26 protein-coding genes, 1 pseudogene and 1 riboswitch are annotated in these 25,807 nt (G+C 45.9%); of the genes and pseudogenes, 24 read left to right on the top strand and 3 right to left on the bottom strand.

Going from position 1 to position 25,807, the window contains the following annotated elements; all coding sequences use genetic code 11:
- Positions 1 to 66: 66 nt before the first annotated feature.
- Positions 67 to 175, top strand: a riboswitch (guanidine-I (ykkC/yxkD leader).
- 90 nt (positions 176 to 265) lie between these two features.
- The 8 genes and pseudogenes from PWYN_RS04195 to PWYN_RS04165 all read left to right on the top strand — a co-directional run bounded on the left by PWYN_RS04195 (position 266) and on the right by PWYN_RS04165 (position 8,204).
- Positions 266 to 601, top strand: coding sequence for a DMT family transporter (locus PWYN_RS04195; RefSeq protein ID WP_036648845.1), 336 nt, complete (start codon positions 266 to 268; stop codon positions 599 to 601).
- 535 nt (positions 602 to 1,136) lie between these two features.
- Positions 1,137 to 1,451, top strand: a complete 315-nt coding sequence (locus PWYN_RS04190; protein ID WP_036648843.1) for a DMT family transporter — start codon at positions 1,137 to 1,139, stop codon at positions 1,449 to 1,451.
- A gap of 100 nt (positions 1,452 to 1,551) precedes the next feature.
- Positions 1,552 to 2,451: an aldo/keto reductase gene (locus tag PWYN_RS04185; protein ID WP_036653195.1), complete on the top strand. Its 900-nt coding sequence runs from the start codon at positions 1,552 to 1,554 to the stop codon at positions 2,449 to 2,451.
- Between the two features lie 70 nt (positions 2,452 to 2,521).
- Positions 2,522 to 2,644: pseudogene (locus PWYN_RS28515) on the top strand (family 1 glycosylhydrolase); the annotation flags it as partial.
- Positions 2,645 to 2,977: 333 nt separating this feature from the next.
- The gene (locus PWYN_RS04180) at positions 2,978 to 4,417 is read left to right on the top strand and encodes a PTS mannitol transporter subunit IIBC (protein WP_036648841.1); all 1,440 of its coding nucleotides are present in this window, start codon (positions 2,978 to 2,980) and stop codon (positions 4,415 to 4,417) included.
- Between the two features lie 121 nt (positions 4,418 to 4,538).
- Positions 4,539 to 6,605 carry a BglG family transcription antiterminator gene (locus PWYN_RS04175; RefSeq protein WP_036648839.1) on the top strand — a complete coding sequence of 689 codons (2,067 nt, stop codon included), beginning with the start codon at positions 4,539 to 4,541 and terminating at the stop codon, positions 6,603 to 6,605.
- Between the two features lie 16 nt (positions 6,606 to 6,621).
- Positions 6,622 to 7,056: a PTS mannitol transporter subunit IIA gene (locus PWYN_RS04170; RefSeq protein ID WP_036648837.1), complete on the top strand. Its 435-nt coding sequence runs from the start codon at positions 6,622 to 6,624 to the stop codon at positions 7,054 to 7,056.
- The gene (locus PWYN_RS04165; protein WP_036648835.1) at positions 7,056 to 8,204 is read left to right on the top strand and encodes a mannitol-1-phosphate 5-dehydrogenase; all 1,149 of its coding nucleotides are present in this window, start codon (positions 7,056 to 7,058) and stop codon (positions 8,202 to 8,204) included. Before PWYN_RS04170 ends, PWYN_RS04165 begins: the two co-directional genes overlap by 1 nt.
- Positions 8,205 to 8,492: 288 nt before the next feature.
- On the opposite strand, the gene PWYN_RS04160 is transcribed toward PWYN_RS04165, so the two are convergent.
- Entirely contained in the window at positions 8,493 to 9,566 is a 1,074-nt protein-coding gene (locus PWYN_RS04160; RefSeq protein WP_036648833.1) for a M42 family metallopeptidase, read from the bottom strand.
- Between the two features lie 524 nt (positions 9,567 to 10,090).
- On the opposite strand from PWYN_RS04160, the gene spoVAC reads away from it, so the two are divergent.
- The 15 genes from spoVAC to PWYN_RS04085 all read left to right on the top strand — a co-directional run bounded on the left by spoVAC (position 10,091) and on the right by PWYN_RS04085 (position 22,825).
- Positions 10,091 to 10,540 (top strand): stage V sporulation protein AC, encoded by a 450-nt coding sequence (spoVAC, locus tag PWYN_RS04155; RefSeq protein WP_052087975.1) that lies wholly within the window; start codon positions 10,091 to 10,093, stop codon positions 10,538 to 10,540.
- Between the two features lie 3 nt (positions 10,541 to 10,543).
- Complete coding sequence (spoVAD, locus tag PWYN_RS04150) at positions 10,544 to 11,578, top strand: stage V sporulation protein AD (protein ID WP_036648830.1); 1,035 nt, start codon at positions 10,544 to 10,546, stop codon at positions 11,576 to 11,578.
- Positions 11,575 to 11,925, top strand: coding sequence for a stage V sporulation protein AE (gene spoVAE / locus PWYN_RS04145; protein WP_036648828.1), 351 nt, complete (start codon positions 11,575 to 11,577; stop codon positions 11,923 to 11,925). Before spoVAD ends, spoVAE begins: the two co-directional genes overlap by 4 nt.
- A gap of 193 nt (positions 11,926 to 12,118) precedes the next feature.
- Positions 12,119 to 13,075 (top strand): AAA family ATPase, encoded by a 957-nt coding sequence (locus PWYN_RS04140; RefSeq protein WP_036648826.1) that lies wholly within the window; start codon positions 12,119 to 12,121, stop codon positions 13,073 to 13,075.
- 1 nt (position 13,076) lies between these two features.
- Positions 13,077 to 14,324 (top strand): DUF58 domain-containing protein, encoded by a 1,248-nt coding sequence (locus PWYN_RS04135; protein WP_052087736.1) that lies wholly within the window; start codon positions 13,077 to 13,079, stop codon positions 14,322 to 14,324.
- Positions 14,321 to 16,558: a DUF4129 domain-containing transglutaminase family protein gene (locus PWYN_RS04130; protein WP_036648823.1), complete on the top strand. Its 2,238-nt coding sequence runs from the start codon at positions 14,321 to 14,323 to the stop codon at positions 16,556 to 16,558. Before PWYN_RS04135 ends, PWYN_RS04130 begins: the two co-directional genes overlap by 4 nt.
- A 91-nt stretch (positions 16,559 to 16,649) precedes the next feature.
- Complete coding sequence (locus tag PWYN_RS04125) at positions 16,650 to 17,183, top strand: YqeG family HAD IIIA-type phosphatase (protein WP_036653185.1); 534 nt, start codon at positions 16,650 to 16,652, stop codon at positions 17,181 to 17,183.
- Positions 17,180 to 18,307 carry a ribosome biogenesis GTPase YqeH gene (yqeH, locus tag PWYN_RS04120; RefSeq protein ID WP_036648821.1) on the top strand — a complete coding sequence of 376 codons (1,128 nt, stop codon included), beginning with the start codon at positions 17,180 to 17,182 and terminating at the stop codon, positions 18,305 to 18,307. Before PWYN_RS04125 ends, yqeH begins: the two co-directional genes overlap by 4 nt.
- Before the next feature lie 74 nt (positions 18,308 to 18,381).
- Entirely contained in the window at positions 18,382 to 19,200 is an 819-nt protein-coding gene (gene aroE, locus PWYN_RS04115) for a shikimate dehydrogenase (protein WP_052087974.1), read from the top strand.
- A 58-nt stretch (positions 19,201 to 19,258) separates the two neighbouring features.
- Positions 19,259 to 19,552 (top strand): ribosome assembly RNA-binding protein YhbY, encoded by a 294-nt coding sequence (yhbY, locus tag PWYN_RS04110; RefSeq protein WP_036648818.1) that lies wholly within the window; start codon positions 19,259 to 19,261, stop codon positions 19,550 to 19,552.
- A gap of 53 nt (positions 19,553 to 19,605) precedes the next feature.
- Positions 19,606 to 20,208 (top strand): nicotinate-nucleotide adenylyltransferase, encoded by a 603-nt coding sequence (locus tag PWYN_RS04105; protein WP_036648816.1) that lies wholly within the window; start codon positions 19,606 to 19,608, stop codon positions 20,206 to 20,208.
- Positions 20,180 to 20,758, top strand: coding sequence for a bis(5'-nucleosyl)-tetraphosphatase (symmetrical) YqeK (gene yqeK / locus PWYN_RS04100; protein ID WP_036648814.1), 579 nt, complete (start codon positions 20,180 to 20,182; stop codon positions 20,756 to 20,758). The genes PWYN_RS04105 and yqeK overlap by 29 nt, the downstream gene beginning before the upstream one ends.
- Positions 20,755 to 21,102 (top strand): ribosome silencing factor, encoded by a 348-nt coding sequence (gene rsfS / locus PWYN_RS04095; RefSeq protein WP_036648812.1) that lies wholly within the window; start codon positions 20,755 to 20,757, stop codon positions 21,100 to 21,102. The genes yqeK and rsfS overlap by 4 nt, the downstream gene beginning before the upstream one ends.
- Entirely contained in the window at positions 21,099 to 22,016 is a 918-nt protein-coding gene (locus PWYN_RS04090; RefSeq protein ID WP_036648810.1) for a CvfB family protein, read from the top strand. The genes rsfS and PWYN_RS04090 overlap by 4 nt, the downstream gene beginning before the upstream one ends.
- A gap of 38 nt (positions 22,017 to 22,054) precedes the next feature.
- On the top strand, positions 22,055 to 22,825 hold the full coding sequence (locus PWYN_RS04085) for a class I SAM-dependent DNA methyltransferase (protein ID WP_036648808.1): 771 nt from the start codon (positions 22,055 to 22,057) through the stop codon (positions 22,823 to 22,825).
- Positions 22,826 to 22,937: 112 nt separating this feature from the next.
- Here the strand turns inward: PWYN_RS04085 and PWYN_RS04080 are convergent, their stop codons facing one another.
- Positions 22,938 to 23,099: a hypothetical protein gene (locus tag PWYN_RS04080; RefSeq protein ID WP_036648806.1), complete on the bottom strand. Its 162-nt coding sequence runs from the start codon at positions 23,097 to 23,099 to the stop codon at positions 22,938 to 22,940.
- 90 nt (positions 23,100 to 23,189) lie between these two features.
- Complete coding sequence (locus tag PWYN_RS04075) at positions 23,190 to 24,104, bottom strand: ArsR/SmtB family transcription factor (RefSeq protein WP_036648804.1); 915 nt, start codon at positions 24,102 to 24,104, stop codon at positions 23,190 to 23,192.
- A gap of 333 nt (positions 24,105 to 24,437) precedes the next feature.
- Here PWYN_RS04075 and PWYN_RS04070 point away from each other — a divergent pair, with 333 nt between their 5' ends.
- Entirely contained in the window at positions 24,438 to 25,784 is a 1,347-nt protein-coding gene (locus PWYN_RS04070) for an ABC transporter substrate-binding protein (RefSeq protein ID WP_036648802.1), read from the top strand.
- Positions 25,785 to 25,807: the final 23 nt, after the last annotated feature.

Below are 25,807 nucleotides of genomic sequence, written 5' to 3'. Positions count from 1 at the left end.
CTAGTAGGCTAATAAGGTTGCTTTTAACCGCTGAATTTGCTAACATACGATGTAACTTAAAAGATTTACTTGGTTTTCTAGGGTTCCGCAGCTGATTCCGGCTGGTCTGGTCCGAGGGAAAACGCACGGATAAGAATCGTCCGTGTCTACACGGAGGGATAAAAGCCCGGGAGGTATCGTCAAGCGACGATGGCCTTCCGGGCTTTTTTATTGTCAATCGGTCCTAATTAGTATCGCAACTTATTATTTCAAACGAGGAAAGGGTATGAACAATAATTTGAGTTGGGCAAAAGTATTTGGCGCCGCTTTTTTCGAGGTCGTATGGGTCATAGGGCTGAAGCATGCCTCCACATTTTTGGAATGGGCTGTCACCATTATAGCTATCCTGATAAGCTTCTATGTCTTGATTTCGGCCGGGAGGAAGCTTCCTGTCGGAACCGTATATTCTGTTTTTGTAGGGCTGGGTACAGCCGGAACATTCCTTGCAGAGATTATTCTTTTTGATAAGCCGTTCAATCTGATAAAGCTTGCTCTTGTGCTCGTTTTGCTTACAGGAGTTGTAGGATTAAAACAGGTTACCATGGAAAAATCGGTTAGTTAATGGACTGCGAGCCTGCGAAAGTGGCAGGGATCCTGCACTTTGTACAACAATTCGGCTCGTGAGCCCCGAAAGAAGTAGGAATCCTGCATTTTATGCAACAATTCGGCTCGTGAGCCTGCGAAAGTGGCAGGGATCCTGCACTTTGTACAACAATTCGGCTCGTGAGCCCCGAAAGAAGCAGGAATCCTGCACTTTATGCAACAATTCGGCTCGTGAGCCCCGAAAGAAGCAGGAATCCTGCACTTTATGCAACAATTCGGCTCGCGAGCTCCGAAAGCAGCTGAAATCCTGCACTTTATGCAACAATTCGGCTCGTGAGCCCCGAAAGAAGCAGGAATCCTGCACTTTATGCAACAATTCGGCTCGCGAGCTCCGAAAGCAGCTGAAATCCTGCACTTTGTACAACAATTCGGCTCGTGAGCCCCGAAAGAAGCAGGAATCCTGCACTTTATGCAAACAATTCGGCTCGCGAGCCAAAGGGTTTTTATAGGATAGAAAATAAATTTACTTTTAGCATGGATGAGGGGGAATTAACGTGGCATGGTTATCACTGATTGTGGCAGGAATGTTTGAGATGTTTGGGGTGGCGATGATGAATAAGCTGAACAGGGTGCGTAGTTGGCAAGTGATTTGTTTGCTTTGTTTAGGCTTTGGAGGGAGTTTTCTCTTTTTATCACTGGCGATGAAAACATTGCCGATGAGTACTGCTTATGCGCTATGGACGGGTATAGGTGCTTCTGGCGGGGCCGTTTTGGGGATGCTTCTGTATGGAGAATCTAAGGATTTTCGGCGCGTGCTATTTATAGTAATGATTCTAGGGGCGGCAGTGGGGCTAAAGTTGGTAGACTAAAACGTTTTATATTTGGACAAGGATACAATGTTTTGAATGAAAGAACATGGTAAGTATAATTAGTAAACAGTCTTTCGGGTAAGGGGTCTTTAATATGAATATGTACAAGAGTACAAAACCAGACTTAGCTGAGATTGCACAAGCAAACCGTAGATCAAGAATTACACTTGCCGATGGAGCTACAGTACCCAGAATCGGACAGGGGACCTGGTTTATGGGCGATTCCACCTCTGATCGGGAAGGTGAGATTGCTGCTCTTAGGCTAGGTGTAGAACTGGGAATGAATCTTATTGATACTGCCGAGATGTATGGGGATGGCAAGTCTGAATTACTGGTTGGCGAAGCTATAAAAGGGATACGTGAGGATGTGTTCCTGGTCTCTAAGGTATATCCGCATAATGCGGGTCAAGAGAAAATTGTGACCAGCTGTGAGGAAAGTCTGAAACGGCTTGGAACCGATTATCTGGATCTCTACCTGCTGCATTGGCGGGGAGATATCCCTCTTGAAGAAACAGTGGAGGGCATGGAGCATTTGGTTACTAAGGGCAAAATAGCAAGATGGGGCGTATCCAATCTCGATACAGAGGATATGAAGGAACTAACCCGTATTGCGGGAGGAACCCATTGTGTCACCAACCAGGTGTTATACCATTTGGGGTCACGCGGTATTGAATATGACCTGCTGCCATGGCAGCGAAGCCGTAAAATGCCTATTATGGCCTATTCGCCTTTGGCTCAGGCAGGATCGTTGCGCAAAGGCTTGGTCGAAAATGAGATTGTTCAGGAGATAGCAAAGAAACATAATGCTTCACCTCTACAAATTTTACTTGCTTGGACGACTCGTGAGGGTGATGTAATGGCGATTCCGAAAGCTTCCTCGTGTGAGCATGTGATTGAAAATGCATCTGCAGGATTACTGCAATTAACAGCTGAGGAGCATTGGAGGCTGGACGACGCCTTTCAGATGCCTTCGTGGAAGGTTCCACTCGACATGATTTAAGCTCTTATTTTTGGAAAGCTGTCCGATAGTTCGGGTAGCTTTTTTTGGTATGTTGAGGGTGTAGAATGAAATCGCTTGTGACAGCTATCACCGTTATCGTGAAGATATAGCCTTAATGAAAGAGCTGGGCATTAAAGCCTATAGATTTTCAATAGCGTGGCCCCGTATTTTTCCCAAAGGGTCTGGGGAAGTTAAATGTAGACTACAACACATTAGAACGAACGAAGAAGGACAGCTATTACTGGTATCAGGATACGATTACTAACAGTGACTTTGACATCTGAAAAAGCAAGGAAATGGCGGAAGTTCTGCGGTAAAATGCAGGCTTCCCTTTGTTTTTGGAAATAGTAAAATAGTCTCTTGGCAGGAACTCTTAAATGTTGTCAACAACGTTCATGACGAAACCGTGTTTTCAATTTGATGACAAAGAAAGCGCTTTGATTTACGATGTGTACATAGAAGATGACTTCAAAAACAAGCTCAAAACGAAGTTACTTCATTCAATAATTTAAGGGGGCAATTACAAATGGCCACAACGCCAACTAAGCAAAATACATCCGGTGGTGCACGGGTAAAAGTACAACAATTCGGCCGTATGCTAAGCGGTATGGTTATGCCAAATATCGGCGCTTTTATCGCTTGGGGGTTAATCACGGCATTATTCATTCCAACTGGCTGGTGGCCAAATGAGAGTTTAGCCGCACTGGTAGGTCCAATGATCACTTACCTGTTACCGCTATTAATCGGTTATACAGGGGGTCAAATGGTTCACGGCAAACGCGGTGGTGTTATCGGTGCTGTAGTAACGATGGGTGTTATCGTCGGTTCTACAATTCCAATGTTCCTTGGGGCTATGATCGTTGGTCCTTTGGCAGCTTGGGTTTTGAAACAATTTGACCGTGCGGTCGACGGCAAAATCAAAGCTGGATTCGAAATGTTGGTCAACAACTTCTCGTTGGGTATTCTCGGTGGTCTTATGACATTGGGAGCTTTAAAAGGAATCGGGCCAGTTATCGAAGGTATTACCAATATTCTTTCTGACGGAGTACAGTTCCTAGTTGACAATCATTTGCTCCCGCTCGTAAATATTATTATCGAGCCAGCCAAGGTATTGTTCTTGAACAATGCAATTAACCACGGAATTCTTAGTCCAATTGCCGCAGAAGAATCTGCAAGATTAGGCAAATCCATTCTGTTCATGTTGGAATCTAACCCGGGCCCAGGTCTTGGTATCCTACTTGCTTACTGGCTGGTAGGTCGCGGAGCGGCTAAATCATCCGCACCTGGTGCAATCGTGATCCATTTCTTTGGTGGTATTCATGAAATTTACTTCCCATACATCTTGATGAACCCACGTCTGATCTTGGCAGTTATCGGTGGTGGTGTTACAGGTACTTTCACTTTCCAAATGTTTGGAGCAGCACTCTCAGCTTCCCCATCACCAGGTAGTATCTTTGCTTACTTCGCAATGACACCAAAAGGCGGATACCTTCCGATGCTTGCAGGTGTAATTGCAGCGACTGTTGTATCGTTCCTGATTGCTTCTGTTCTATTGAAAACTTCCCGCAAGTCTGGTGAAGAGGATATGGATCTTGAAGAAGCAGCATCCAAAATGAAAGACATGAAGGCATCTGGTACTGCAGCTCAAACAGCAGCAACTGCTACTGTATCCGCTAACGTTCGCAACAAATCAGAAGTTAACAAAATCGTCTTCGCTTGTGATGCAGGAATGGGCTCCAGTGCAATGGGCGCATCTGTTCTGAAAAAGAAATTACAAACAGCAGGGATTAACATTACTGTGGTAAACTCTCCTGTCAGTGAAATTCCGGCAGATGCCGATATCGTAGTTACACAAAAGACGTTGACTGATCGTGCCATTGCAAGCAATCCGACTGCAGAGCACATTTCAATTGATAATTTCCTGAAGAGTCCGAAATATGATGAGCTTGTGGAGCGTTTGAAATAACAACGGCTGGTATGCAATAATTAACAATCACACAGAGATAATAATTCAAGATCTTTGTAAATAAAAGGAGACGCTGGCCGCAAAGCCAGCGTTGTCTCCATTTAAGGCGAGGTATCCTGAGATGAGGAAAATTACCGCCAGGCAACGACAGATCATATTTCTTCTCCTGGGAGTAAACGAAGAGATCACAGCCGCCGAAATCGCCGCAAGCACCGGAGTGAGCGTTAGAACGGTTCACCGGGAAATGGAAGAACTAGAAGGTATCTTGGGAGAATTCGGACTGAATCTGAGTCGAAAATCAGGAAAAGGCATCCAATTGACAGGTCTTGAGGCCGGTCTTGCGGAGCTGCGGTCATTTTTGCAGGAAGAAAAGACGGCGGAGTATTCCGGCGAGGACCGCAAAGTATATGAGCTATGCTTGCTGCTTGAGGCGGAAGAGCCAGTCAAACTATTCTCACTGGCACATTCTTTAAAGGTAACTGTAGCGTCCATAAGTTATGACCTGGATGAGTTGGAGCCTTGGGTACAAAAGTTTGGTTTACAATTGGTTCGCAGACGAGGTTATGGCGTTGAAATTACCGGAAGTGAAATCGATAAACGCAGAGCGATTTGCCGTTTGGCCGCAGAACATCTTGATCAGTCAGATTTGGTAGGTCACGCTCCACAAATGGAGGGCAACCCGGTATTCAATATGCTCCTGACCATGGTAGGCAAAAACAATCTGATGGATGTTGAGAATACCATGTGGGATATGGAGTGGTCATGGACGGTTGAACTTCCGGAAATCGTCTATATGGAACTGCTGCTGGGTCTCGCTGTCACTGTAAGACGGGTTGAGATTGGCAGAGGAATCGATAGCGCTGAAGAAGCGGGTTACTCCCGTATGTCCGATCACAGAAACATCGCAGGAACCGAGCAATTCGTGCATAAGCTAGGAGAGCTTTTGTCCTTGGAGTTTCCGAAGTTGGAGATTTTGTACATTGCCGGGTTATTCGATCGGGTGCAGGATTCTTTCTCATCCGCCGATTTTGCTTATGGAGATATCGCTTTGATGGAAATCGTCTATAGGTTAACCGAAAATGTAGTGAAACGGACAGGTTTGCCTTTTCAAAGTGATCGTTCACTTCGGGAAGGGTTGCTTGAGCATATCGATCCTGCGTTGAAACGCATCCGTGAAGGAACGCGTATACGTAATCCACTGTTAGGACCTATTCGTAAGGACTATGAATTCTTGTTCCATATTGTTCGATCTGCTGTAGAGGATTTGAAGCTGGATCTGGAAATTCCTGATGAAGAGATCGGTTTTCTAGTCATGCATTTTGGTGCATCTGTAGAAAGGCTGAACCAACTCAGGCGTAATGTGCGGGCCATACTCGTGTGTGCCAGCGGGCTAAGTTCTTCCCGGCTTTTGGCAACAAGGCTTATGAAAGAAATGCCGCAAATTGAGGTACTTGGCAATATATCTTGGTATGAAGCCGCCCGTATGCGGGAGGAAGATTATGATTTAATTATCTCTACGATTGATCTTCCGCTGGTTAAAGACCGTTATATCAAGATCAGTCCTCTGCTTACTAGAGAAGAGATTGATAAGCTGCTTAATTATATCCAGAACACAACCTTTAAGGAACGAACGCAATCTACATTCCAAGAGCCCGACAAATCAGTGCGTGAAGAAATGGCTTTAGAAAGAATGAAAAGTCATAAAGGCATTTTGGATGAGATGGTAAGTCTGATCGATCGCTTTCGATTTTACTCTTTAGATAACGGGGGTATGAATCTCCCGGCAACACTGTCTGAGATGTTGGATACGCTGAACGGCAGCGGTGTAATCGGGGATTCTGATATTCTCCTGGAACGCCTGCTGGAACGGGAAAGAATGGCGAGTCAGGTTATTCCAGATACCAGATTAGCGCTGTTCCACACACGCAGCAGTCATATTCATATGTCATCTTTGACGTTATATCGACTTCGCCAGCCCGTTCAACTGGAAGGCAATACAGAGGTCAGAGTGATCCTGCTTATGCTCGCCCCTCGTAAACTCTCGAAGGAGAGTCTTGAGGTGTTAAGTGAAATTAGTGCCTTACTACTGAATTCCGAACTCGTAAGATTGCTAGAGGAAAGGACAGAGGCAGAAATTAAGCGATATCTGTCTTCTGAGCTTCTGCGATTTTTCGAAAATAAAATGTGAAAGTGAGAGGAACCATATGAGTATACTGTCAGAGAAAAAAATTATTATGAATGCCGACGCTAAAGATAAATATGAAGCGATCGCTATTGCCGGAAAATTGCTTGTGGAAGCAGGCCATGTCACTGAAGAATACATTCCTAAAATGTTGGAGCGGGAAGAGGTTGTCTCTACCTATATGGGCGGAGGTCTTGCCATTCCCCATGGTACAAAAGATGGGAAGCAATTCATCAAGTCAACAGGGATGTCGGTTGTCCGTTTCCCGAACGGTGTTGACTTTGGTGGAGATGAGCCGGCATTTATCGTTATCGGTATTGCGGCTGCCGGGGATTCCCATATGGAAGTCTTGACCAATGTAGCAATGATATTCACTGAAGATGATGCGATTGAACGGGTAATGAATGCACCAACTCCGGCTTCGATCATCGAGATCTTTGAAGGAGGCGTTGAATAATGAAGAAGGCCGTACATTTTGGCGCAGGGAATATCGGGAGAGGGTTTATCGGTCTTTTATTGTCACAGGCAGGTTATGAAGTATGCTTCGTGGACGTAAATGAGAATTTTGTCTCACAACTTAAAGAGCGTGGAGAGTATCCGGTTACCTTGGCAAGTGAAGGTCAGGAAACCGTTACCGTAACTAATGTTACTGCTCTTAGCAGTGTCACACAAGCAGATGAGGTAATCGCTGCGATTGCTGAAGCTGATATCGTTACCACGGCTGTTGGAGTATCCATATTGAAACATATCGCAGGTTCCATTGCGAAGGGAATCACTGAACGTCTGACTGTATCCTCTGCACCGCTGCATGTAATTGCTTGCGAGAACGCGATTGGCGGCAGCGCGCAGCTTAAAGAGCTTGTGTATGCTCAGTTGGATGAGGAATCCCGGACGAAAGCAGATGCTTCTATCGCTTTCCCGAATGCCGCAGTAGACCGGATTGTTCCGCTGCAGCAGCATGAAGATGTACTTAAGGTTGTAGTAGAGCCTTTCTATGAGTGGGTAATCGATTCGTCCCAGATGATTTCGGGATACACACCTATTGGAGGCGTACATTATGTAGAGAACCTGGATCCTTATATTGAGCGTAAATTATTCACTGTAAACACCGGTCACTGTTCCGCTGCCTACCTTGGATTCTTGCGGGGATATGAGACCATCCAGCAGGCTATGGCTGATGAACAGCTCACGTCTTTGGTTAGAGAAGTATTGTTGGAAACGGGTGCAGTTCTTGTAAGCAAACATGGATTTGATCAAGCTGAGCACACCAAGTATATCGATAAGAACCTGGAGCGTTTCCGTAATCCGTCTTTGACGGATGAAGTATCACGCGTAGGCCGTTCGCCGATTCGCAAGCTTTCTCCGAACGATCGTCTGGTATCACCGGCGCTTGAGGCGCACGAAAGAGGCTTGAGTTATGCCGCTTTGACCCGTTCAATGGCAGGCGCTCTCTTGTTCAACGTGCAGGATGATCCCGAGGCGGTTGAGCTTCAAGCATCCATAGCCGACATCGGAGTGGAAGCAACCGTTACGAAGTATACGGGGCTTGCAGCAGACCATGATACTCATAAGTCTGTTATGGTGGAATATAACAAGTTGAAGTAAGTAATATCAATAAAAAAAAGCCGCAGGGGTGGTATGAAGCCCCTGCGGCTTTTTACTTATTTACAGCCATATCGCTGATTATCCTTATGCTTAGATGTACGTTGTGCAACTAAAAGTATGCTTTTATTGTAAAAAATTACTTTAGTTGCACTCTGTACACTTATATATCGGGATATCCACTCAATTAGTCTTATCTGTGCCTAATAGTTGCAGAAAGTACAATTAAAGCTTAGATACCGTTTGATCTGCTACAAATAGCTGCACAAAGTGCAAGTAAACGCATCGTATTTAGCTCCGTTCAATAATAGTCTGCAGCGTTGTCCGGTCCAGACCTTCAACCAACTTAATGAGAAGTTCCTTGGCGGCTTCATAGTCGTCACTATGGATTATTGACGTAGCGGTATGTATATATCGTGAGCAGATTCCGATTACTGCTGACGGAACACCAATTCCGCTTACATGCACTTGTCCGGCATCGGTTCCCCCTTGGGAAACAAAGTACTGGTATTTGATTCGATGAGTATCCGCTGTATCCTGCACATATTCAATCAAACCGCGGTGTGTGATCATAGTGGGATCAAAAATGCGCAGCAAAGCGCCTTGGCCCAGATGACCGAAGGCTTGACGATCGCCCGACATATCGGCTGCAGCACTTGCATCCAGCCCGAAGAAAATATCAGGGGATAAAAGATTTGCGGCTGTTCGTGCTCCGCGTAGACCCACTTCCTCTTGAACAGTAGCTCCAGCATAAATGGTGTTAGGAAGTTTTTTTCCATGCAGCGCTTTTACCAGCTCAATAGCAAGTCCTACACCATAACGGTTATCCCAAGCCTTGGCCATGATTTTCTTTGGATTGGCAAGCGGTGTGAAAGGGCAGATCGGGACAATTTGCTGACCGGGAGCGACTCCAAAGCTTTCAGCCTCTTCACGGCTGTCAGCGCCGATATCGATGAACATTTTGGAGATGTCGACTGTCTTTTTCCGTTCCTCATCACTTAGAAGGTGTATAGGAGTACTGCCCACCACGCCAGTCAGTGTTCCTTGTGGAGTTATGATGTGAAGCCGTTGTGAAGCAACTGCTGATGAAAGCCATCCTCCAAGCGGTGTAAAGCGGATCATACCCTTGTCAGTGATGCCTGTAACCATGAAGCCGACCTCGTCCAAATGACCGGCCACCATAATTTTAGGCCCATTTTCCTCACCGCGAAGTACACCGAATAGACTTCCAAGGCGATCGTGTACGAATTCATCTGTGTAAGGCGTCATAGCCTCTTTAACATAAGCACGCAGCTCTCGCTCGAATCCGGGAGCTGAAGGGAATTCAGTTAGTGTTTTGAACAAATCCAGTGTTTCCTGATTCATAAATGTATCGCTCCTTTTCTAACGTCTAGTATGAGCATTGTCGGTGCAATTGTCCATATTCTGGGGCCTTGATGCTAACCATCCAGCTGTACACCGGGTAGAGTTACCCGGAATATATTGCTAAGGGGCTCTTTAACCAGAGGCCTAGAAAGGATGCGAAAGAGGATGAGTCCAACAAGAGTTATGCGCAAAGTTAGAGAACCGGCGTCTTTAAGAAGCGTGCCAGCCAGAGGGAATTACAGGAGGGTTGCATATCGACTCGGACAGGAAAGGGATACTGTACTTATACTGGTGCTGTTTTTGCTGCTGATTATATTCCTGCTTTATTTTTCCTAAGTGAATAGGACATAACGGAGCGGCAGATAGCAAATAATAGGGAAAAACCTTTAAGCGAAGAAATTTACAGGAGCCTATGCCAGCAGCAGTTTATTGTTCATAAGGCTGGCTCCCTTCGCAAATCCTAGGAGGTGTGCTCTTTGCCGGCAAAATCTAAACCATCCGAGATCAAGCAGCGGCTTGACGACATGACTTCGGAGGAATATAAAAAGTTATCACAGCCGTTTGTTCCAGGCAGGCCTGTGCTGAAAAACTGTATTAGGGCCTTTCTGATCGGTGGATTGATCTGCGTGATTGGACAAGGCATTCAGACTGGATTTATGTCCGTCTTTGGAATGGACTCAAAGGAAGCTGCAAGTCCCACAGTGGCTCTGTTGATTCTAATCTCTGTCATACTGACCTCCCTAGGCGTCTACGACAAAATAGCACAATGGGCCGGGGCCGGTTCTGCAGTGCCTGTAACCGGATTCGCAAACAGTATGTGTTCAGCGGCCTTAGAACACCGCTCTGAAGGTCTGGTACTCGGTGTTGGCGGAAATATGTTCAAGCTGGCCGGTTCAGTTATAGTCTTCGGGACTGTGGCTGCTTTTATTGTCGGTATAGTCTATGCCCTTATGGGCTTAGGAGGCTCACATTAAGTTATGAAGCAGCTCGGCAGTCAGACCTGGCAGTTTACAACCCGGCCCGTCATTCTCGGTTCATCCGCTGTTGTAGGACCTGAAGAGGGGGAAGGACCTCTAGCCTCAGATTTTGATTTTATATATGACTCTCTTGAGATGGGCGAGAAAACTTGGGAAAAAGCGGAACGCGCGCTCTTTATGAAAGCTTCAGTGTTGGCTCTTGAAGATGCAGGGATAGAGCAGGACAAGCTGGAATTTTTCGTGGGCGGCGATTTGATGAACCAGATCATCAGCAGCTCTTTTGCCGCAAGGAAGATGGGAGTTCCCTATCTTGGAGTCTTTGGGGCCTGTTCCACTTCTATGGAAAGCTTGGCCATCGCATCGATGATTGTAGATTCCGGCGGAGGTAAATATGCCTTGGCAGGTACAGCCAGCCATAACTGTACGGTGGAGAAACAGTTTCGTTATCCTACAGAATACGGTGCACAGAAGCCTCCGACTTCACAATATACGGTCACTGGGTCCGGGTGCGCCATTGTAGGTCGAAATGACGGATCTGGAAAGGGTCCATTTGTAGTCTCAGCAACGCTTGGACGGATTATGGATCTCGGCCTTAAGGACCCTTTAAATATGGGAGCAGCCATGGCGCCGGCAGCAGCGGATACCATCCTTGCCCACTTTAGGGATACGGGCCTCACTCCCGGCCATTATGATTTAATTGTTACCGGTGATCTTGCCACTGTAGGTTTGCCGATTGCCAAGAAGCTGTTGGCAGATGAAGGTGTTCCGATGGAGGAGACAACGTTCAATGACTGCGGCCTCCTGATCTATAATCTGGACAAGCAGAAGTACGCGATTGCTGGAGGCAGCGGCTGTGGCTGTTCCGCAGTGGTGACCTATGGACACATTCTTAAACGCATGAGGAAGGGCGAGTTGAAGCGTGTACTTATTGTAGCAACCGGAGCACTGCTATCCCCTTTATCTTATCAGCAAGGAGAGAGCATCCCATGTGTTGCTCATGCTATAGCTCTGGAGAGCGGAGGTGAAGAAGCATGATTTTTTTATGGGCTTTTCTCATCGGGGGAGCTATTTGTGTAGTTGGTCAATTACTGATGGATGTGGTGAAGCTGACACCTGCTCATACAATGAGTACCTTAGTTGTCGTAGGAGCTATAGCTGATGCTGTTGGAATCTACGACCCTCTGATCAAGTTTGCTGGGGCAGGTGCTTCGGTACCGATAACCAGCTTTGGAAATTCACTTGTACACGGTGCACTTACGGAGCTTGAGCGAGATGGCTGGATCGGTGTGGTAACCGGTATTTTCGATATCACCAGCGCGGGGATTTCCTCGGCTATAGTTTTCTCATTTCTGGCAGCGTTGATCGCTCGGCCTAAAGGATAAAATGCATCCCTCAGAACCATACCCGACAGGCTTATGCCGAAGGGTATGGTTCTTTTTTTTGCATCAAAACGATCTCTTCTATTACAGGACTATTACATTTCACTTTCCTGAGGCCCGCTAATGTACTTTGGGTCCCTTCATCATGTAAAATATAAATATACTGTTTTATTCTGACATAGGAGGTTTACTATATATGCCCGTAGGTCAAGAATCGATGAAAACTGTAAATGCTGTCCGTATGAATTTGGAATCGTGCATCCTTGGAAAATCTTTTGAAATACAACTGTTGTTAACAGCGCTGCTCGCCGGCGGACATGTTCTCATAGAGGATGTGCCGGGAACAGGCAAAACGCAATTGATTCGTGCACTATCCAGATCTATGTCCGGTGAATACCGCCGTATACAATGTAATCCGGATATTCTGCCGAGTGATATTACGGGTGTTTCTGTATATCATCCGCGTGATGAGATGTTTCACTTTCGTCCGGGTCCGGTAATGACTAATATTTTGCTGGCCGATGAGATTAATAGAGCTACAACTAAGACGCAATCCGCCCTCCTTGAGGTCATGGAGGAACGGAATGTTACTGTCGATGGGGAGACCTATCCGCTGCCGCATCCTTTTATGCTGTGTGCCACCCAAAATCCCATAGATTTCGAGGGGACTTATACGCTCCCAGAGGCGCAATTAGATCGTTTCATGTTACGGATCAGCTTGGGCTACCCGGATGCGGATACGGAAAAAAGCTTGCTGCGGAAGCATCAAGAAGGGCAGCCGGTGGATAAGCTTTTACCGGTAACAGATATGGAACAGATCTCGGCGATCCAGAAGGAAATTCGCGAGGTTTATATAAGCGACCCTGTGTTGAATTACTTGCTGGAAATTGTGCGCACGACTAGAGAACATCCTCGCGTCTTGCTGGGAGCGAGCCCGCGGGCATCGTTATCCTTCATGATGGCCTGCAAAGCCTATGCTTTCCTGCAGGAGAGGGACTATGTGCTTCCCGATGATGTCAAGGTGCTTACCCCTTATGCGCTAAGCCATCGTATTCTGCTTCGTCCGGAATCACGGCTGGACAATGTAAGTGTGGATTCATTATTGCAAAAACTGCTGCAGAGCATCCATGTGCCAGTTACGATGAGGCAATAAGATGGGACGCTACTTGTCTGCAGCGGCAGCGGTCATACAGCCAGTCAAGCTGGCCGGAATACTCGGGGTATGGAGTATTACTTTGCTGTATGTACTATTTCAAGGCGGGAAAACCTCATTCATGCTATTTATAATGGTCTCACTGCTTATCGTTTATTTAATAGCCGCAAGTCTAGGCGGTGTTCGCCGCTCCAAAGGGGTACGCAGTCTTTATGCTGAACAGGAAAAGCCTGATCTTCTCTATGCGGGTGGTGCTCTTCGGGTAAAACTTCAAATCTCTATACCCGGCTATTTACCTTTGCCTTATGTCGTCGTGAGAGAAATGTTGAAACGGCATAACGGGGAATCATGGGTTTTTGAAGAGAGTTTTGTTCCGAACTTTAAAGGGGACGGGGAGCTGCGTTTTCAGACACCGGCCTTGGAACGCGGAAGCTATACGTTTGCAGACACGGATATTATCACGGAAGATATCTTTGGGCTTACACAGCACAAAGGAAGCTTTTTGGCGAAGGGGCAGTTTCGGATATTACCACGTTCTGTGTTCATCCCGCGATGGCAATTATATGAACGGAATTCGAGACGAGCGGGACCGCAAGTCTCTCGGGTTCAATCCAGGCGTGAAACTACACAAATCAATGGGGTGCGTGACTATGTATATGGTGACAGGCTAACGCGCATCCATTGGAATGCAACTGCGAAGACCGGTTCATGGAAATCGAAGGAATTTGAGCATGAATCCATTCCGAAGACGATGATCGTTCTGGACGGCAGTTCAAGGGCTTATTCATCTTCAAGTGCTTTTGAACTGGCGGTTTCTACTGCAGCTTCCTTATTGGGTTTCGGCATCCGGGAACGGATCGGTATTGGCCTATGTTGTCTTGATAAGAATACCAAAATGTTCTCACCTGCGGAGACCGGAGCAGAGCGCCAGAAAATGATTCAATATTTAATAGATATCAATGCAGAAGGAAAAGGACCCCTTGTCTCCAGATTGGAAATGGGATACCGTATGTTCCCAAGAGGGTCCTATTTCGTTCTGATCAGCCCCCAGCGGGGAATTCCGGTCTTGGATGCTTTGCTATGGGCGGAGAGCCACGGAATGAATCCTTCTCATATACATGTAATTGATCCTACAGAGGCAAGCCGTGCTGATGATTGGATGGGTGTGCTGACATCTCGCGGATTGACAGGATACAGCGTTAGTTCTCTCCAAGAGCTGCCTGCTGTGCTGGGAGGGGAGAAAAGATGAGTAATTGGTGGACTCAACAGAAGTCTTCTTGGCACCACTCCTTAAGATTGCTTTGGATTATGATTATTGCGCTGCAGTGGATTTCTTATACAGAGCCCCTCTGGTATCGGGAGACGACATCATCCGTTTTGTTAGCACTGACCGCGGCAATAATTATTGAGATCCTAATCCCTGTTCGTTCTCTATACCGGATTCTCGTTGAAGCCGCGGTAATCATCTATATTGTCTTCCGAACCATCAAATACTACGGATTATATACTCCTGACCCCTTTTTGGGAGTTCTAGAGCGTCTTCCTGATATAGCTGCTCAGATGATGCCGTATATATGGTTTGCACTTGGGGTCTGGGTCTTACTGCTTCTGTCATCCTGGTGGGCATCTACGAAGGCGCGTATTTTACTATTTATAGGCTTAAACATTGTTGCTTTTGCTGCACTCGATTCGTTTACCTCCACTGTATTATGGCAGGAAGTGGCGTGGACCGTATTCGCCGGTATGGGCTGGCTTGTAACTCAGCACTTGAGAAGCTTCCAACTGCGGTATCCGGGCGGCTGGTCTTATCTTATGGACTATCCTTTAAAAATTCTCGTGAATATTGCTATCATTTTCTCTCTTATTATTCTTACCGGTATCAATATGCCTGAAGTAAAACCGCGTTTAACCGATCCCTACACGGCCTGGATAGAGTGGCGCGGAACGGGGGGGTCTTCCGGCTTCGGTACCTCTGGAAAAGGGACGGGAACAGGGGCAGGTACGGCGGTGAAGAACACTTCATCAGGATATAGTCTGAATGATGACAATCTTGGTGGGGGCTTTGCTTTTGATTATACTCCCGTTATGACAGTAGTCTCTGATATGCGTACCTACATGCGTGGAGAAAGCCGCAACGTCTACTCCGGAGAAGGTTGGGTTGATAATGACCGGTCTACCCGGGGGCTGCTCGATGGAGTTGCAGTGGGCCAGCTTCTGGATAATCCCTCTACTTCGAAGGTCCAGACCCAGAAATTGCAGCAAACGGTTAAAATCCTAGGAAATAACCGCTATCCGGTTATTTTCGGTCCTTATTCCATTTCTACAGTCAATACAATCAACGGTGTTGAGAACAGCAGCGGATTATTCTGGAGAAATCAGGATAGTGAATTATTGTGGGATCCCGACAAAAAAAACCTGCCTTATCCGCAGACCTACGTGCTAACCGCCGAAATTCCAATTGTTCCTGTTCAAGAGCTGAGTGTGATGACATACGAAGACTTGTATCAAGAAAATGAAGTAGATAAGCAATACCTGCAGCTGCCCGGTAAATTCCCGGTTCGGGTAAAGGAGCTCGCTCAGGAAATTACGGCTGGTGCACAAACTCCGTATGAAAAAACGGCGCTATTGCAACAATACTTACAACAAACCTTTCCGTATACCAATGAACCCAATGTTTCTCTTGGTACCAGCTCTGACTTTGTTGACAGCTTTTTGTTTGAGATCAGAGAAGGATACTGCGATTACTACTCCACTGCACTAGTCACCATGGCCCGCTCTCTTAATATCCCTGCTCGATGGGTGAAGGGTTATGCACCCGGAGAACAGGCAGAGCTCCCTGATAATATTGCTTTGCAGCAGGGTAGGTCGGTTAGTAACAACTATACGATTACAAATGCTGATGCGCATTCTTGGGCAGAGGTTTATTTCGGGGATTATGGTTGGATTCCGGTAGAAGCGACACCCGGATTTAATGCTCCCCTGCTGACTAAGAATGAGACTGAACCTGTAAAGGACCCTCTGGATGAAGAAGAGGACAATGCACAGTCCGAGGATAATGCAGCCAACACAGGAGCAGAAGATAACGGCTTTCAATTCGGAGCCTGGGCTGCAGTGGCATCGGGTATAGTATTGCTTGCATGGGTAGGATATCTAGTTTGGGCTCGGCGCTTTAGTCTTCGTTTTCTAATTCTGCAGTTGCGAAGAGGACATCCTTTATCACCGGCTCAAAAGGTTGCGGTGGAGACGGAGCGGTGGGTACGATACTTGCGGCGGAGAGGTTTTGTGAAGGAAGAACATGAAACGCTGCGTGAATCCGTAGAACATTGGAGCCTAAAACGCCCTGACCTTACAGGCGTTCTCCGCATTTTATTAGGAATATTTGAAAAAGCGCAATATAGCCCGGATGTTATAGAAGACAAAGATTGGCATAACGTGTATACTGAAGCTTTGCGGCTACGTAAAAGCCTGAAGTCCGGGAAGTAATGCTTTAGGAGTAATAGTAGCCTTGCGCTCAGTCATTTGCGAAGTGCAGAGAGTATGATATAGTTTTTTGTATGAAATCGAGGTGAATGTATTGTTTGAAATGCTAGTCCCTAAACTCCGCGTGAATACGGTATTTGATATTCCTCTGGAGGAGCTTTATATCAAGGGTTATCGCGGCATTATAACGGATCTGGACAACACGCTTGTAGGTGCCAAAGCACCTTTAGCTACTCCGGAACTGCTGTTGTGGTTTGAGAAGGTGAAGCAGTTCGGCTTTAAGCTGATCATTGTATCAAATAATAACATGAATCGGGTGTCGCGGTTTGCCACTCCGCTTAATATTGGATTTGTACATCAGGCACGCAAGCCCAGTAATGCGCCCTTTCGCAAGGCGATGAAGCAAATGGAGCTATCACCGGAGCAAACTATTGTTGTAGGTGACCAAATGCTTACGGATGTCTATGGCGGAAATCGGCTGGGTCTTCATACCGTATTAGTGCTTCCCATATCGGTGAAGGATGAAGGTATAGGTACCCGAATTAATCGCAGAATAGAGCAAATTGCTCTGACCAGACTGCGCAAACAAGGATTGTGGCATGAGCACGAGGAGGAAAAATTGAAATGAGTCAAGAGCATGAAGCACAGCTTCCTGTAAAATGCAGCGGCTGCGGAATTAAACTGCAAACCGAAAATAAGGAGATTCCTGGGTTTATTCCTGAGGTCGCCTATGATCGGGATCCAGTCATCTGTCAGCGCTGTTTCCGGATTAAAAACTATAATGAGGCTTCATCCGTTTCTGTGAATCAGGATGAATTCCTTCGTTTGCTCAGCGGAATCGGTGAGAAGAACGCACTTGTTATTCACATCGTTGATCTGTTCGATTTCGAAGGAAGCCTAATTTCAGGTCTGCAACGGTTCGTGGGTAATAACCCCGTAATTCTGGCAGTGAACAAAGTGGATTTGCTGCCTAAAGTGACGAACCTGAACAAGATGCGGAATTGGGTGCAGCAGCGCTGTAAAGAGCATGGTATGAAGACAGAGGAAATCATACTCTGCAGCGCCAAACGCAATCAGGGATTTGACCGTTTGCTTGAATCGGTTACTGAACTTCGTGGACAACGTGATGTCTATGTAGTCGGAGCTACTAATGTAGGTAAATCCACTCTGATTAACCGTCTAATCTCAGATTATAGTGATCTGGATCAGGAGCTTACAACTTCACAGTACCCGGGAACTACTCTGGATACAGTCAAAATTCCGCTCGACGACGGACACTACATTATCGATACTCCTGGTATTGTGTATCCTTGGCGCTATAGCGAGTTGGTAGAACGTCAGGATTTGGATGCGGTAATGCCGGCGCAAACCTTGAAACCTGCGGTATATCAGCTTAACGAGGGACAAAGCCTGTTCTTCGGAGGTTTGGGAAGGTTTGACTTTGTACAGGGTGAGCGTCAGTCCTTCACTTGCTTCATCAGTGGAACACTCAAGATTCACCGGACGAAGCTAGAACGTGCAGATGCTCTATATCAGGAGCATCGCGGGGAGTTACTATCTCCTCCGGGAACGGATCGTATGGACAAGCTTCCACAATGGCAGCGTCACGAGTTCCGCATCAATCGGGGAAGTAATACCGATATATATGTATCAGGCCTGGGATGGATTAAACTGAACAGTACTGAAGGGGCTGTAATAGCTATACACGTTCCGAAAGGAGTGAAGGTGCTTACCCGCCCTTCACTGATTTAACTAGGGAGGTTACAAGAGTGCCAGAGACAACTGCAACCTGGTTCCCCGGCAACGGGGATATTCTGCTTGGAGTCATGGGGGACCCTATTGCGCAATCCAAATCTCCGATCATGCATACAGCTGCGTTGCGGGCCATGGGGATATCGGGGGCTTATGTCCCTCTGCATATAACTCCAGACAAACTGGGAGAAGCTGTAGAGGCGATTCGGACTCTCGGCTTTCGCGGTGTTAATGTCACGATTCCTCACAAAGTAGCTGTTATGGCATATTTGGATATACTAGATAAAAGCGCGAAGGATATTGGAGCTGTCAATACCATTGTGAATACTAATGGAATATTGACGGGGTACAATACCGATGGTATTGGTTACGTTCGTTCGCTGAAGGCTGAGGCCATTCCCGACTTAACCGGAACCAGAATTTTGGTTATTGGAGCGGGGGGAGCTGCTAGAGGAATTATAGCGGCCCTGCTACAGGAATCTCCGGCATCCATTATTGTATCTAACCGCACTGCCGACAAAGCACTGGAACTTGCGGAAGAGTGGAGTAATAAGGGGAATATCACCGGAATAACTCTGGATTTAATTCCAGAGTTATTACAGGATATTGATGTGATTGTTAATACTACTTCAGTGGGAATGTACCCTCATATGGATGAATCCCCGGTAGATACCTCTTTATTTCGCGAGGGGATGGTTGTAAGCGATCTGATTTACAATCCACTCCGTACCCGACTGCTCCAGGAAAGCTTAGAACGCGGCTGCCGCATTCATGGAGGTCTTGGCATGTTCGTATATCAGGGCGCTTATGCACTGGAGTATTGGACGGGTCAGCCTGCTCCAATCGAAATTATGCGGCAGACTATTCTAGAATGTCTTAGTGGTAATGAATAGAAATGGTTTTAGAAAATTCGGGTAATAATATATGTTAATTAAGGAGTTTTGTTCATTTATGTTAACTGGAAAACAAACACGCTACCTTCGTTCTATGGCACACCATCTTGACCCGGTATTTCAGGTCGGTAAAGGTGGCGTAAACGACCATCTTGTTCGCCATATCGAAGAAGCTATTGAGAAGCGTGAGCTTATGAAGATCAGTGTGCTCAACAATAATGTTGAGGATCCTAAGGTAATCGGCAGAACTTTGGCTGAACAATCAGGCTGCGAGCTCGTTCAGGTCATCGGAAAGACAATTGTTCTATACAAGGAGTCACGGGATAACAAGACTATTGAGCTGCCCCGTTAGAAAATAGAGATGAGCGGTTGTCATCTTATATGATCTTTGAAGGAGGTGGCCTCTTGAAAGTCGGAATCATGGGAGGTACCTTCGATCCTCTGCATATGGGTCATATGCTCGCAGCGGAAGCTGCAAGAGATACCTATAGTTTGGATGAAGTTTGGTTTATGCCGTCGCATATTCCCCCGCATAAGCATGAGGCCGGAGTATCAAGTGAAGATAGGTTGGCGATGGTGCAGGAAGCCGTTCAAGCGCATGAGAGTTTTCGAACCCTTGACTGGGAAATTTCCCGCGGGGGTGTCTCTTACACGATTCAGACGGTAAGAAAACTTCAGCAGGAGTTTCCTCATCTGGAGCTCTATTTTATTATCGGAGCGGATATGGTTCAATACTTGCCAAAATGGGAAGAAATTGAAGAGCTCGTACAGCGCCTGACTTTTATCGGTGTGGGTCGCCCGGGAACCAAGCTTGACCTTGCAGTACTGCCTGAGAATATCGCCGAGAAGATTGTGCTGGCAGATATGCCGCAAGTCGATATCTCTTCCACAATGCTTAGAGAACGAGCAGCAGAAGGGAAGTCGATCCGCTATATGGTGCCTGAGGCCGTTTTCAATTATGTTCATAGGAGTGGATTGTATGGAGTACAGCCGCGAAGCGCTGATTGAAGCCGTATCTGCGCAGATGCCTGATAAGCGCTGGAAGCATACACTAGGCGTTATGGAGTCAGCCGTTAAATTAGCGGGCCGATATGGAGCTGATCCCGGGCGTGCAGAGACAGCAGCTATAATGCATGATGTGGCCAAGTATTGGGCCGTTGAAAGAATGCGGAAGATCATTGAGGAGAATGCGCTTTCTCAGGAATTGCTGTCTCATGATAAGCAGCTGTGGCATGCTGAGGTAGGTGCGTTTGTTGCCGAGAAAGAGTATGGGATTCATGATCTTGAAGTTCTGGATGCCATCCGCTATCACACATCTGGCCGTGAAGGCATGGGTCTTCTGGAGAAAGTTGTATGTTTAGCCGATTATATTGAACCCGGACGGGATTTTCCCGGAGTGGATGAGATACGCAAGCTGGCCAAGGTTAGTCTCGAGCAAGGACTCGTAGAAGGTTTTGATTCTACGATTCGTGTTCTTCTGGAGAAGCGGAGAATTGTATTCCCGCTGACCGTGCTGGCACGAAATGATTTAGTTAGAGCATTGGAGGAAAAAAGATGAAATTAAATCCAGAAAAATTATTACAGTTAACCGTTACGGCAGTGGAAGACAAGAAAGCAAATAACGTGGTTGCGTTGGATCTACGGAATATTTCACCTATCAGTGATTACTTTGTCATTTGCCATGGTAATTCCGATACTCAGGTGCAAGCCATTGCAACTGAAGTTCGTAAAGTAGTACATGAAGCCGGAGGAGTTATCCGTGGTATGGAAGGTGTAGATTCAGCACGTTGGGTTCTAATGGACTTGGGGGATGTTGTGGTACACATTTTCCACCGCGATGAGCGTGAATATTACAATATCGAGCGCCTTTGGTCTGATGCCAAGGTAGTAACGTCTGTATGAGCTTGATTGCCGGAACTATAGTTACACTGAAGGTAGCAAGGGAAGTATCTCCGTACGGTTACTTTCTGACCGCAGGTGATCAAGATGTTATGCTGCATTATACAGAGCTTACACGTAAAATCAAACCAGGTGATTCCGTCGAGGTTTTTCTGTTCTTTGATACAGAGGACCGCTTCGCTGCTACGATGAGAAAACCGTTTCTTACTCTTGGAGAAATGGCCTTGCTTGAAGTGGCTGATGTACATCCTCGTCTGGGATGCTTTCTGGAAATTGGTCTGGGTCGGCAGCTTCTGTTGCCCATCAGTGAACTTCCCGAGCTCCAAGAACTACGTCCACAGATAGGTGATTGTGTATATGTAATGATGGAGCATGATAAACAAGGGCGTCTTCGCGCTAAATTGGCCGGTGAGTACGAGCTTTCAGAGAAAGCTCTGGATGCGCCTGAATCGTGGATGGGTCAAACCGTTACCGCCAGAGTGTACAGACCGCTGCAGATGGGTACTTTTGTACTGGTGGATGCTGGGGTATTAGGCTTTGGTGTCATCGGTATGATTCATTCTTCTGAACGTAGCCGTTTGATGCGACTCGGTGAAAAGGTTGAAGCACGTGTTACGCACATTCGGGAAGATGGACGAGTTAATCTTTCTATGGCTCCTCGTAAAGAAGTGGGTATGGATTTAGATTCCGCTAATCTGTTGGAATTCCTCAACGCCCGTCCCGGTGGAGCCATGCCGTATTCAGATGCTACGCCTGCTGACATTATCAAACAACGCTTTGGGATCAGTAAGTCAGCCTTTAAGAGAGCGCTTGGCAAGCTGATGAAAGAAGGACTTATTACTCAAAAAGAGAACTGGACGTATCTTGCCCGCAAGGAAGAAGAGACTTCGGTTGAAGGTAATGAGTCTGCCGAATAAATTTATTATTTTTTGAATAGAAAGCGCGGTGTACTCTGGTGTCTTCCTATGGGAAATTTGCATATGTATACGATGAGCTTATGGCCGATATGCCCTATCCGGACTGGCTGACCTTTGCTGAAACCGCGTGGAAAAAACATGGGAAGCCGGTAACTGTAGCGGAGCTTGGCTGCGGGACAGGCAGTATTACTATTCCCCTGGCCGGTGCAGGATATCACATGAGTGGTATTGATTTATCCTCGGACATGCTTTCGGTTGCAAGACAGAAGCTTGAGGAGCATCCGCAGGGACGCCGCTTTCTGCGAGAGGGTAGTGTACACTGGATCAGGCAGAATATGACGGAATGGGAGCTGCCGGAGATGGTGGACTCCGTGATTTCATTCTGCGACTGTCTTAATTATTTGCTGGATGAAAGCGACATTAAGTCTACCTTTGCCCGCACTTTTGCAGGACTTAAGCCCGGTGGCACTTTTTTGTTCGATGTACACCACCCGAATACATTAATTCGTTACGAGGAAGAACAGCCGTTCATACTGGACGAAGAATCCGTATCTTATATATGGACCTGTGAACTGGATGCCCCACGTCGTGAGATTGAGCACCACCTAGTGATATTTGCCCGAGAGAGCGGACAAAGCACTCTGTATCGGCGCTTTGAAGAGACTCATGTACAACGTGCTTATGATCCCGAATGGCTCACTGCTGAGCTGCTCAAGGCCGGTTTCTCTAATGTTACAACCTACGCTGACTTCAAATGGGTCGAGGCGGATGAAGGGGCCGAACGCCTCTTTTATGTTGCTGTGAAATAAATAATCAACACTAAGCGGTCCAAGCCCGGTATAGGGGGAGGGTCGTTTTATTTTTTTTGTACAAAAAAAGCCAAGAGGCACTGGTGAGCACCTCTCAGCATTCTCCAAACACTTAACGGTGTTCAAACAAGTCAATCGCACCCAACACTACATGGGCAAGACCGAACCCTAGCACGCCTGTAGCAGCCATTTTGTATCTTCTGCTACCAAGAAAAGCGGCGCTTGAAGCACAGACAACAGTTCCAAGAACAGTGGGAATCAGACCTTCGCGCATTCGAAACACTCCTTCTCGGTGGTTTTGGAGACAAGGGTTATTCTGCGTCGAAGGGATAGCAATTATACAAGTCGAAGGTCACTGTTAAGATTAGGAATTTACCACATCAAACATTACTCTCGCTACCAAATCGTGATCGTAGTTGCCAAAGTTGCGTCCGTAAATGGTAAGACCGCCGGACTGACCGGTTTCTGATACCGCAATTTTGAATTTGATATCGGATTGCTGATGCAGCCCAATATCACAGATTCTCACGTCTGAAATACGGCAGCCGTCAATGAAGGTTCCTTCGTCATTAATACGGAGCAGCTTATTCATTCCGTACTGATTAAGGTGTGGCGGCCACCACTGAGGATTAAAGTTTCCTTTTCGATCCCCGAAGTCCCCTGGTGAGGTCCAGCTCCCTAACTCGATTTTGTTGAGAGAGAATACGATATCCGATGGATAATTATTGTTGTAGCTCGGAGCCTCAGAGCTGATCTCCATAATAAACTGAAGTTCCTTAAATCTTTGGTTGGATTTCAGATAATTTGGAATTCGATACTCCAAATACCCTTTATTAAGCCAGACAATGCCTGCATTAATATGCTGTGGATCAGCAAAGTAGCGCTGATCATCAAACTCTCCTATAATACTGTCTTTAGTGGCTAAACCGCAGGTGGGTTCCGCATAATAATCACTGTAATGGCCTACCTGAATATCAACTTCATATACGTTCTCCGTTTCTTTACTTCGTAAATCAACCGTGAGCATATTCTCATTTAGATAACAAATTTTTTGAATTCCATGCTTACCAACTGCAGTGGTAATATCAATCAATCCACTTTCTTCAAGCTTCTTGATGTGCATTGTAATCGCCCCGTTGGTCAAACCGAGCTTCTCAGCAATTTCGTTCAGATTAAGACTCTCATAAGTATTAAGTAATCCCAATATTTCAATTCGAATATCTGAGCTTAAAGCCTTAAAAATATTCAAACCTGATTTTAGATCTTTTATGTGAATCAAAGCACAACAGCGTCCTCTCTCAATGATAATTTTTGTTTCATTTTAATTAATTATAAACAAAAAGGAGCGTTTTGCAATGATATACCATATAACTTCTTTAAAATTCCACAAATCCAACCGAATATCAAACTTTATACACAAAATGTACCACAAATTTTAATAAAACAAGCCCTTTACTTTATATAAATAATTAAGAAAACGCATACATTTTAGTGTTGACATTCATTATTGAACTATATATTATAAAAGTATAAATTGATTTAGAGAAAGTTAAACAAAAGGCTTTTATCCTTCGGGATTCAGCATAAATTACACAATAGGGGGATTATAGAAATGAGGAAAAAGAGTCTAAGCTTGCTTTCAGTATCACTTGTTATGACCCTTGCGTTGTCTGCTTGCGGTGGCAATAATGCAAACAACACTGCGAACAATGCAGGCAAAGCTACTAACGAGGGCAGTGGTAATACGGCACCAACTACAGCTAAGGCTACCAAAGTTGAATTCTGGACTTTCCAACAGCTTCATGCCGAATTTTATACTGAAATGGTAAAGAGATGGAATGCAGCTAACCCCGATAAAACTATTGAACTGGTCGCTAACGTGAGTCCGTATGATGATGTGCACAACAAATTGTTGGTTGCCTTACAATCGGGCAGCGGAGCACCTGATTTTGCAGATATTGAAATTAGTAAATTCCCTAACTATATCAAAGGTGAACCACAACTTTTACCTCTAAATGATATTATCGATCCAGAGCTGGATAACCTCGTTAAAGCCCGTTTTGATATTTATGCTAAAGAGGGAAACTATTACGGCATTGATTATCATGTAGGCGCTTCCGTAATCTATTATAACAAAGAAATTCTCGATAAGGCAGGCGTGAATGCCGACGATATCAAAACTTGGGATGATTTTGCTAAAGCAGGTAAAGTCGTTCTGGACAAAACAGGGATTCCTATGACAACCTTGGAAACTTCCGAGCAATGGTCGATGTGGCTGCAAACCGCTCAACTTCCATCAAAAGATGATTTGTTGAAAGCAGACGGTACACCAAACCTTGATGGACCTGAAGTTACACAAGTTATGAAATGGCAACAAGAGCAAATGAAATCAGGCGTGGCTGTTGGAGCACCTGGCGGATTCCATCATGCTGAAGAGTACTTCGGATTTATGGGTAAAGGCGGAGCAGCTTCTGTATGGATGCCGCTTTGGTACATGGGCCGCTTTACAGACAGCATGCCTGATCTGAAGGGCAAAATGGTTATTCGTCCAATGCCAGCTTGGAGTGCAGGCGAACCACGTTCGGCAGGTATGGGCGGTACTGCAACTGTAATTACAAATCAAACTAAGAGTGAAGATATTGTGAAGCAATTCCTGAGCTTTGCTAAGCTCTCCAAAGAAGGAAGTTTAGCTACTTGGACCATTCTGGGCTTCGATCCCCTCCGTTCGGATGTATGGAATGACCCAGCAATGAAGGCTACTAACAAGTTTACTGAATACTTTGGAAGTAACATTTTCGATGTACTTACTGAAGTGAAAGACGAAATCGAAGGTATCAACATCGGTGAGAAAACACCTCAAGTGATTGACGCCATCAAAACTCAATCCAACGTTCGAATTCTGCTTGATAATGAAGACACTGAAAAAGTATTAAAAGATGTTAATTCCGGTTTGAAATAGAAAAAGAGTAGCAATGCATCACC

It is taken from the genome of Paenibacillus wynnii (genome assembly GCF_000757885.1).
GTDB lineage: Bacteria > Bacillota > Bacilli > Paenibacillales > Paenibacillaceae > Paenibacillus_AQ > Paenibacillus_AQ wynnii.
Note: the sequence above shows the minus strand (reverse complement) of the source record. Positions and strands in the feature narration are given on the sequence as shown.

What these genes read in the sequence shown, in the direction of transcription:
- PWYN_RS04070 (WP_036648802.1), top strand. Translation starts at nt 24,438, where the DNA reads ATGAGGAAAAAGAGTCTAAGCTTGCTTTCAGTATCACTTGTTATGACC.
- PWYN_RS04170 (WP_036648837.1), top strand. Translation starts at nt 6,622, where the DNA reads ATGAGTATACTGTCAGAGAAAAAAATTATTATGAATGCCGACGCTAAA.
- PWYN_RS04180 (WP_036648841.1), top strand. Translation starts at nt 2,978, where the DNA reads ATGGCCACAACGCCAACTAAGCAAAATACATCCGGTGGTGCACGGGTA.
- PWYN_RS04175 (WP_036648839.1), top strand. Translation starts at nt 4,539, where the DNA reads ATGAGGAAAATTACCGCCAGGCAACGACAGATCATATTTCTTCTCCTG.
- rsfS (WP_036648812.1), top strand. Translation starts at nt 20,755, where the DNA reads ATGAAATTAAATCCAGAAAAATTATTACAGTTAACCGTTACGGCAGTG.
- PWYN_RS04185 (WP_036653195.1), top strand. Translation starts at nt 1,552, where the DNA reads ATGTACAAGAGTACAAAACCAGACTTAGCTGAGATTGCACAAGCAAAC.
- yqeK (WP_036648814.1), top strand. Translation starts at nt 20,180, where the DNA reads ATGGAGTACAGCCGCGAAGCGCTGATTGAAGCCGTATCTGCGCAGATG.
- spoVAC (WP_052087975.1), top strand. Translation starts at nt 10,091, where the DNA reads ATGACTTCGGAGGAATATAAAAAGTTATCACAGCCGTTTGTTCCAGGC.
- PWYN_RS04160 (WP_036648833.1), bottom strand. Translation starts at nt 9,566, where the DNA reads ATGAATCAGGAAACACTGGATTTGTTCAAAACACTAACTGAATTCCCT.
- PWYN_RS04130 (WP_036648823.1), top strand. Translation starts at nt 14,321, where the DNA reads ATGAGTAATTGGTGGACTCAACAGAAGTCTTCTTGGCACCACTCCTTA.
- PWYN_RS04090 (WP_036648810.1), top strand. Translation starts at nt 21,099, where the DNA reads ATGAGCTTGATTGCCGGAACTATAGTTACACTGAAGGTAGCAAGGGAA.
- yhbY (WP_036648818.1), top strand. Translation starts at nt 19,259, where the DNA reads ATGTTAACTGGAAAACAAACACGCTACCTTCGTTCTATGGCACACCAT.
- spoVAD (WP_036648830.1), top strand. Translation starts at nt 10,544, where the DNA reads ATGAAGCAGCTCGGCAGTCAGACCTGGCAGTTTACAACCCGGCCCGTC.
- PWYN_RS04195 (WP_036648845.1), top strand. Translation starts at nt 266, where the DNA reads ATGAACAATAATTTGAGTTGGGCAAAAGTATTTGGCGCCGCTTTTTTC.
- spoVAE (WP_036648828.1), top strand. Translation starts at nt 11,575, where the DNA reads ATGATTTTTTTATGGGCTTTTCTCATCGGGGGAGCTATTTGTGTAGTT.
- aroE (WP_052087974.1), top strand. Translation starts at nt 18,382, where the DNA reads ATGGGGGACCCTATTGCGCAATCCAAATCTCCGATCATGCATACAGCT.
- PWYN_RS04165 (WP_036648835.1), top strand. Translation starts at nt 7,056, where the DNA reads ATGAAGAAGGCCGTACATTTTGGCGCAGGGAATATCGGGAGAGGGTTT.
- PWYN_RS04080 (WP_036648806.1), bottom strand. Translation starts at nt 23,099, where the DNA reads ATGCGCGAAGGTCTGATTCCCACTGTTCTTGGAACTGTTGTCTGTGCT.
- PWYN_RS04140 (WP_036648826.1), top strand. Translation starts at nt 12,119, where the DNA reads ATGCCCGTAGGTCAAGAATCGATGAAAACTGTAAATGCTGTCCGTATG.
- PWYN_RS04135 (WP_052087736.1), top strand. Translation starts at nt 13,077, where the DNA reads ATGGGACGCTACTTGTCTGCAGCGGCAGCGGTCATACAGCCAGTCAAG.
- yqeH (WP_036648821.1), top strand. Translation starts at nt 17,180, where the DNA reads ATGAGTCAAGAGCATGAAGCACAGCTTCCTGTAAAATGCAGCGGCTGC.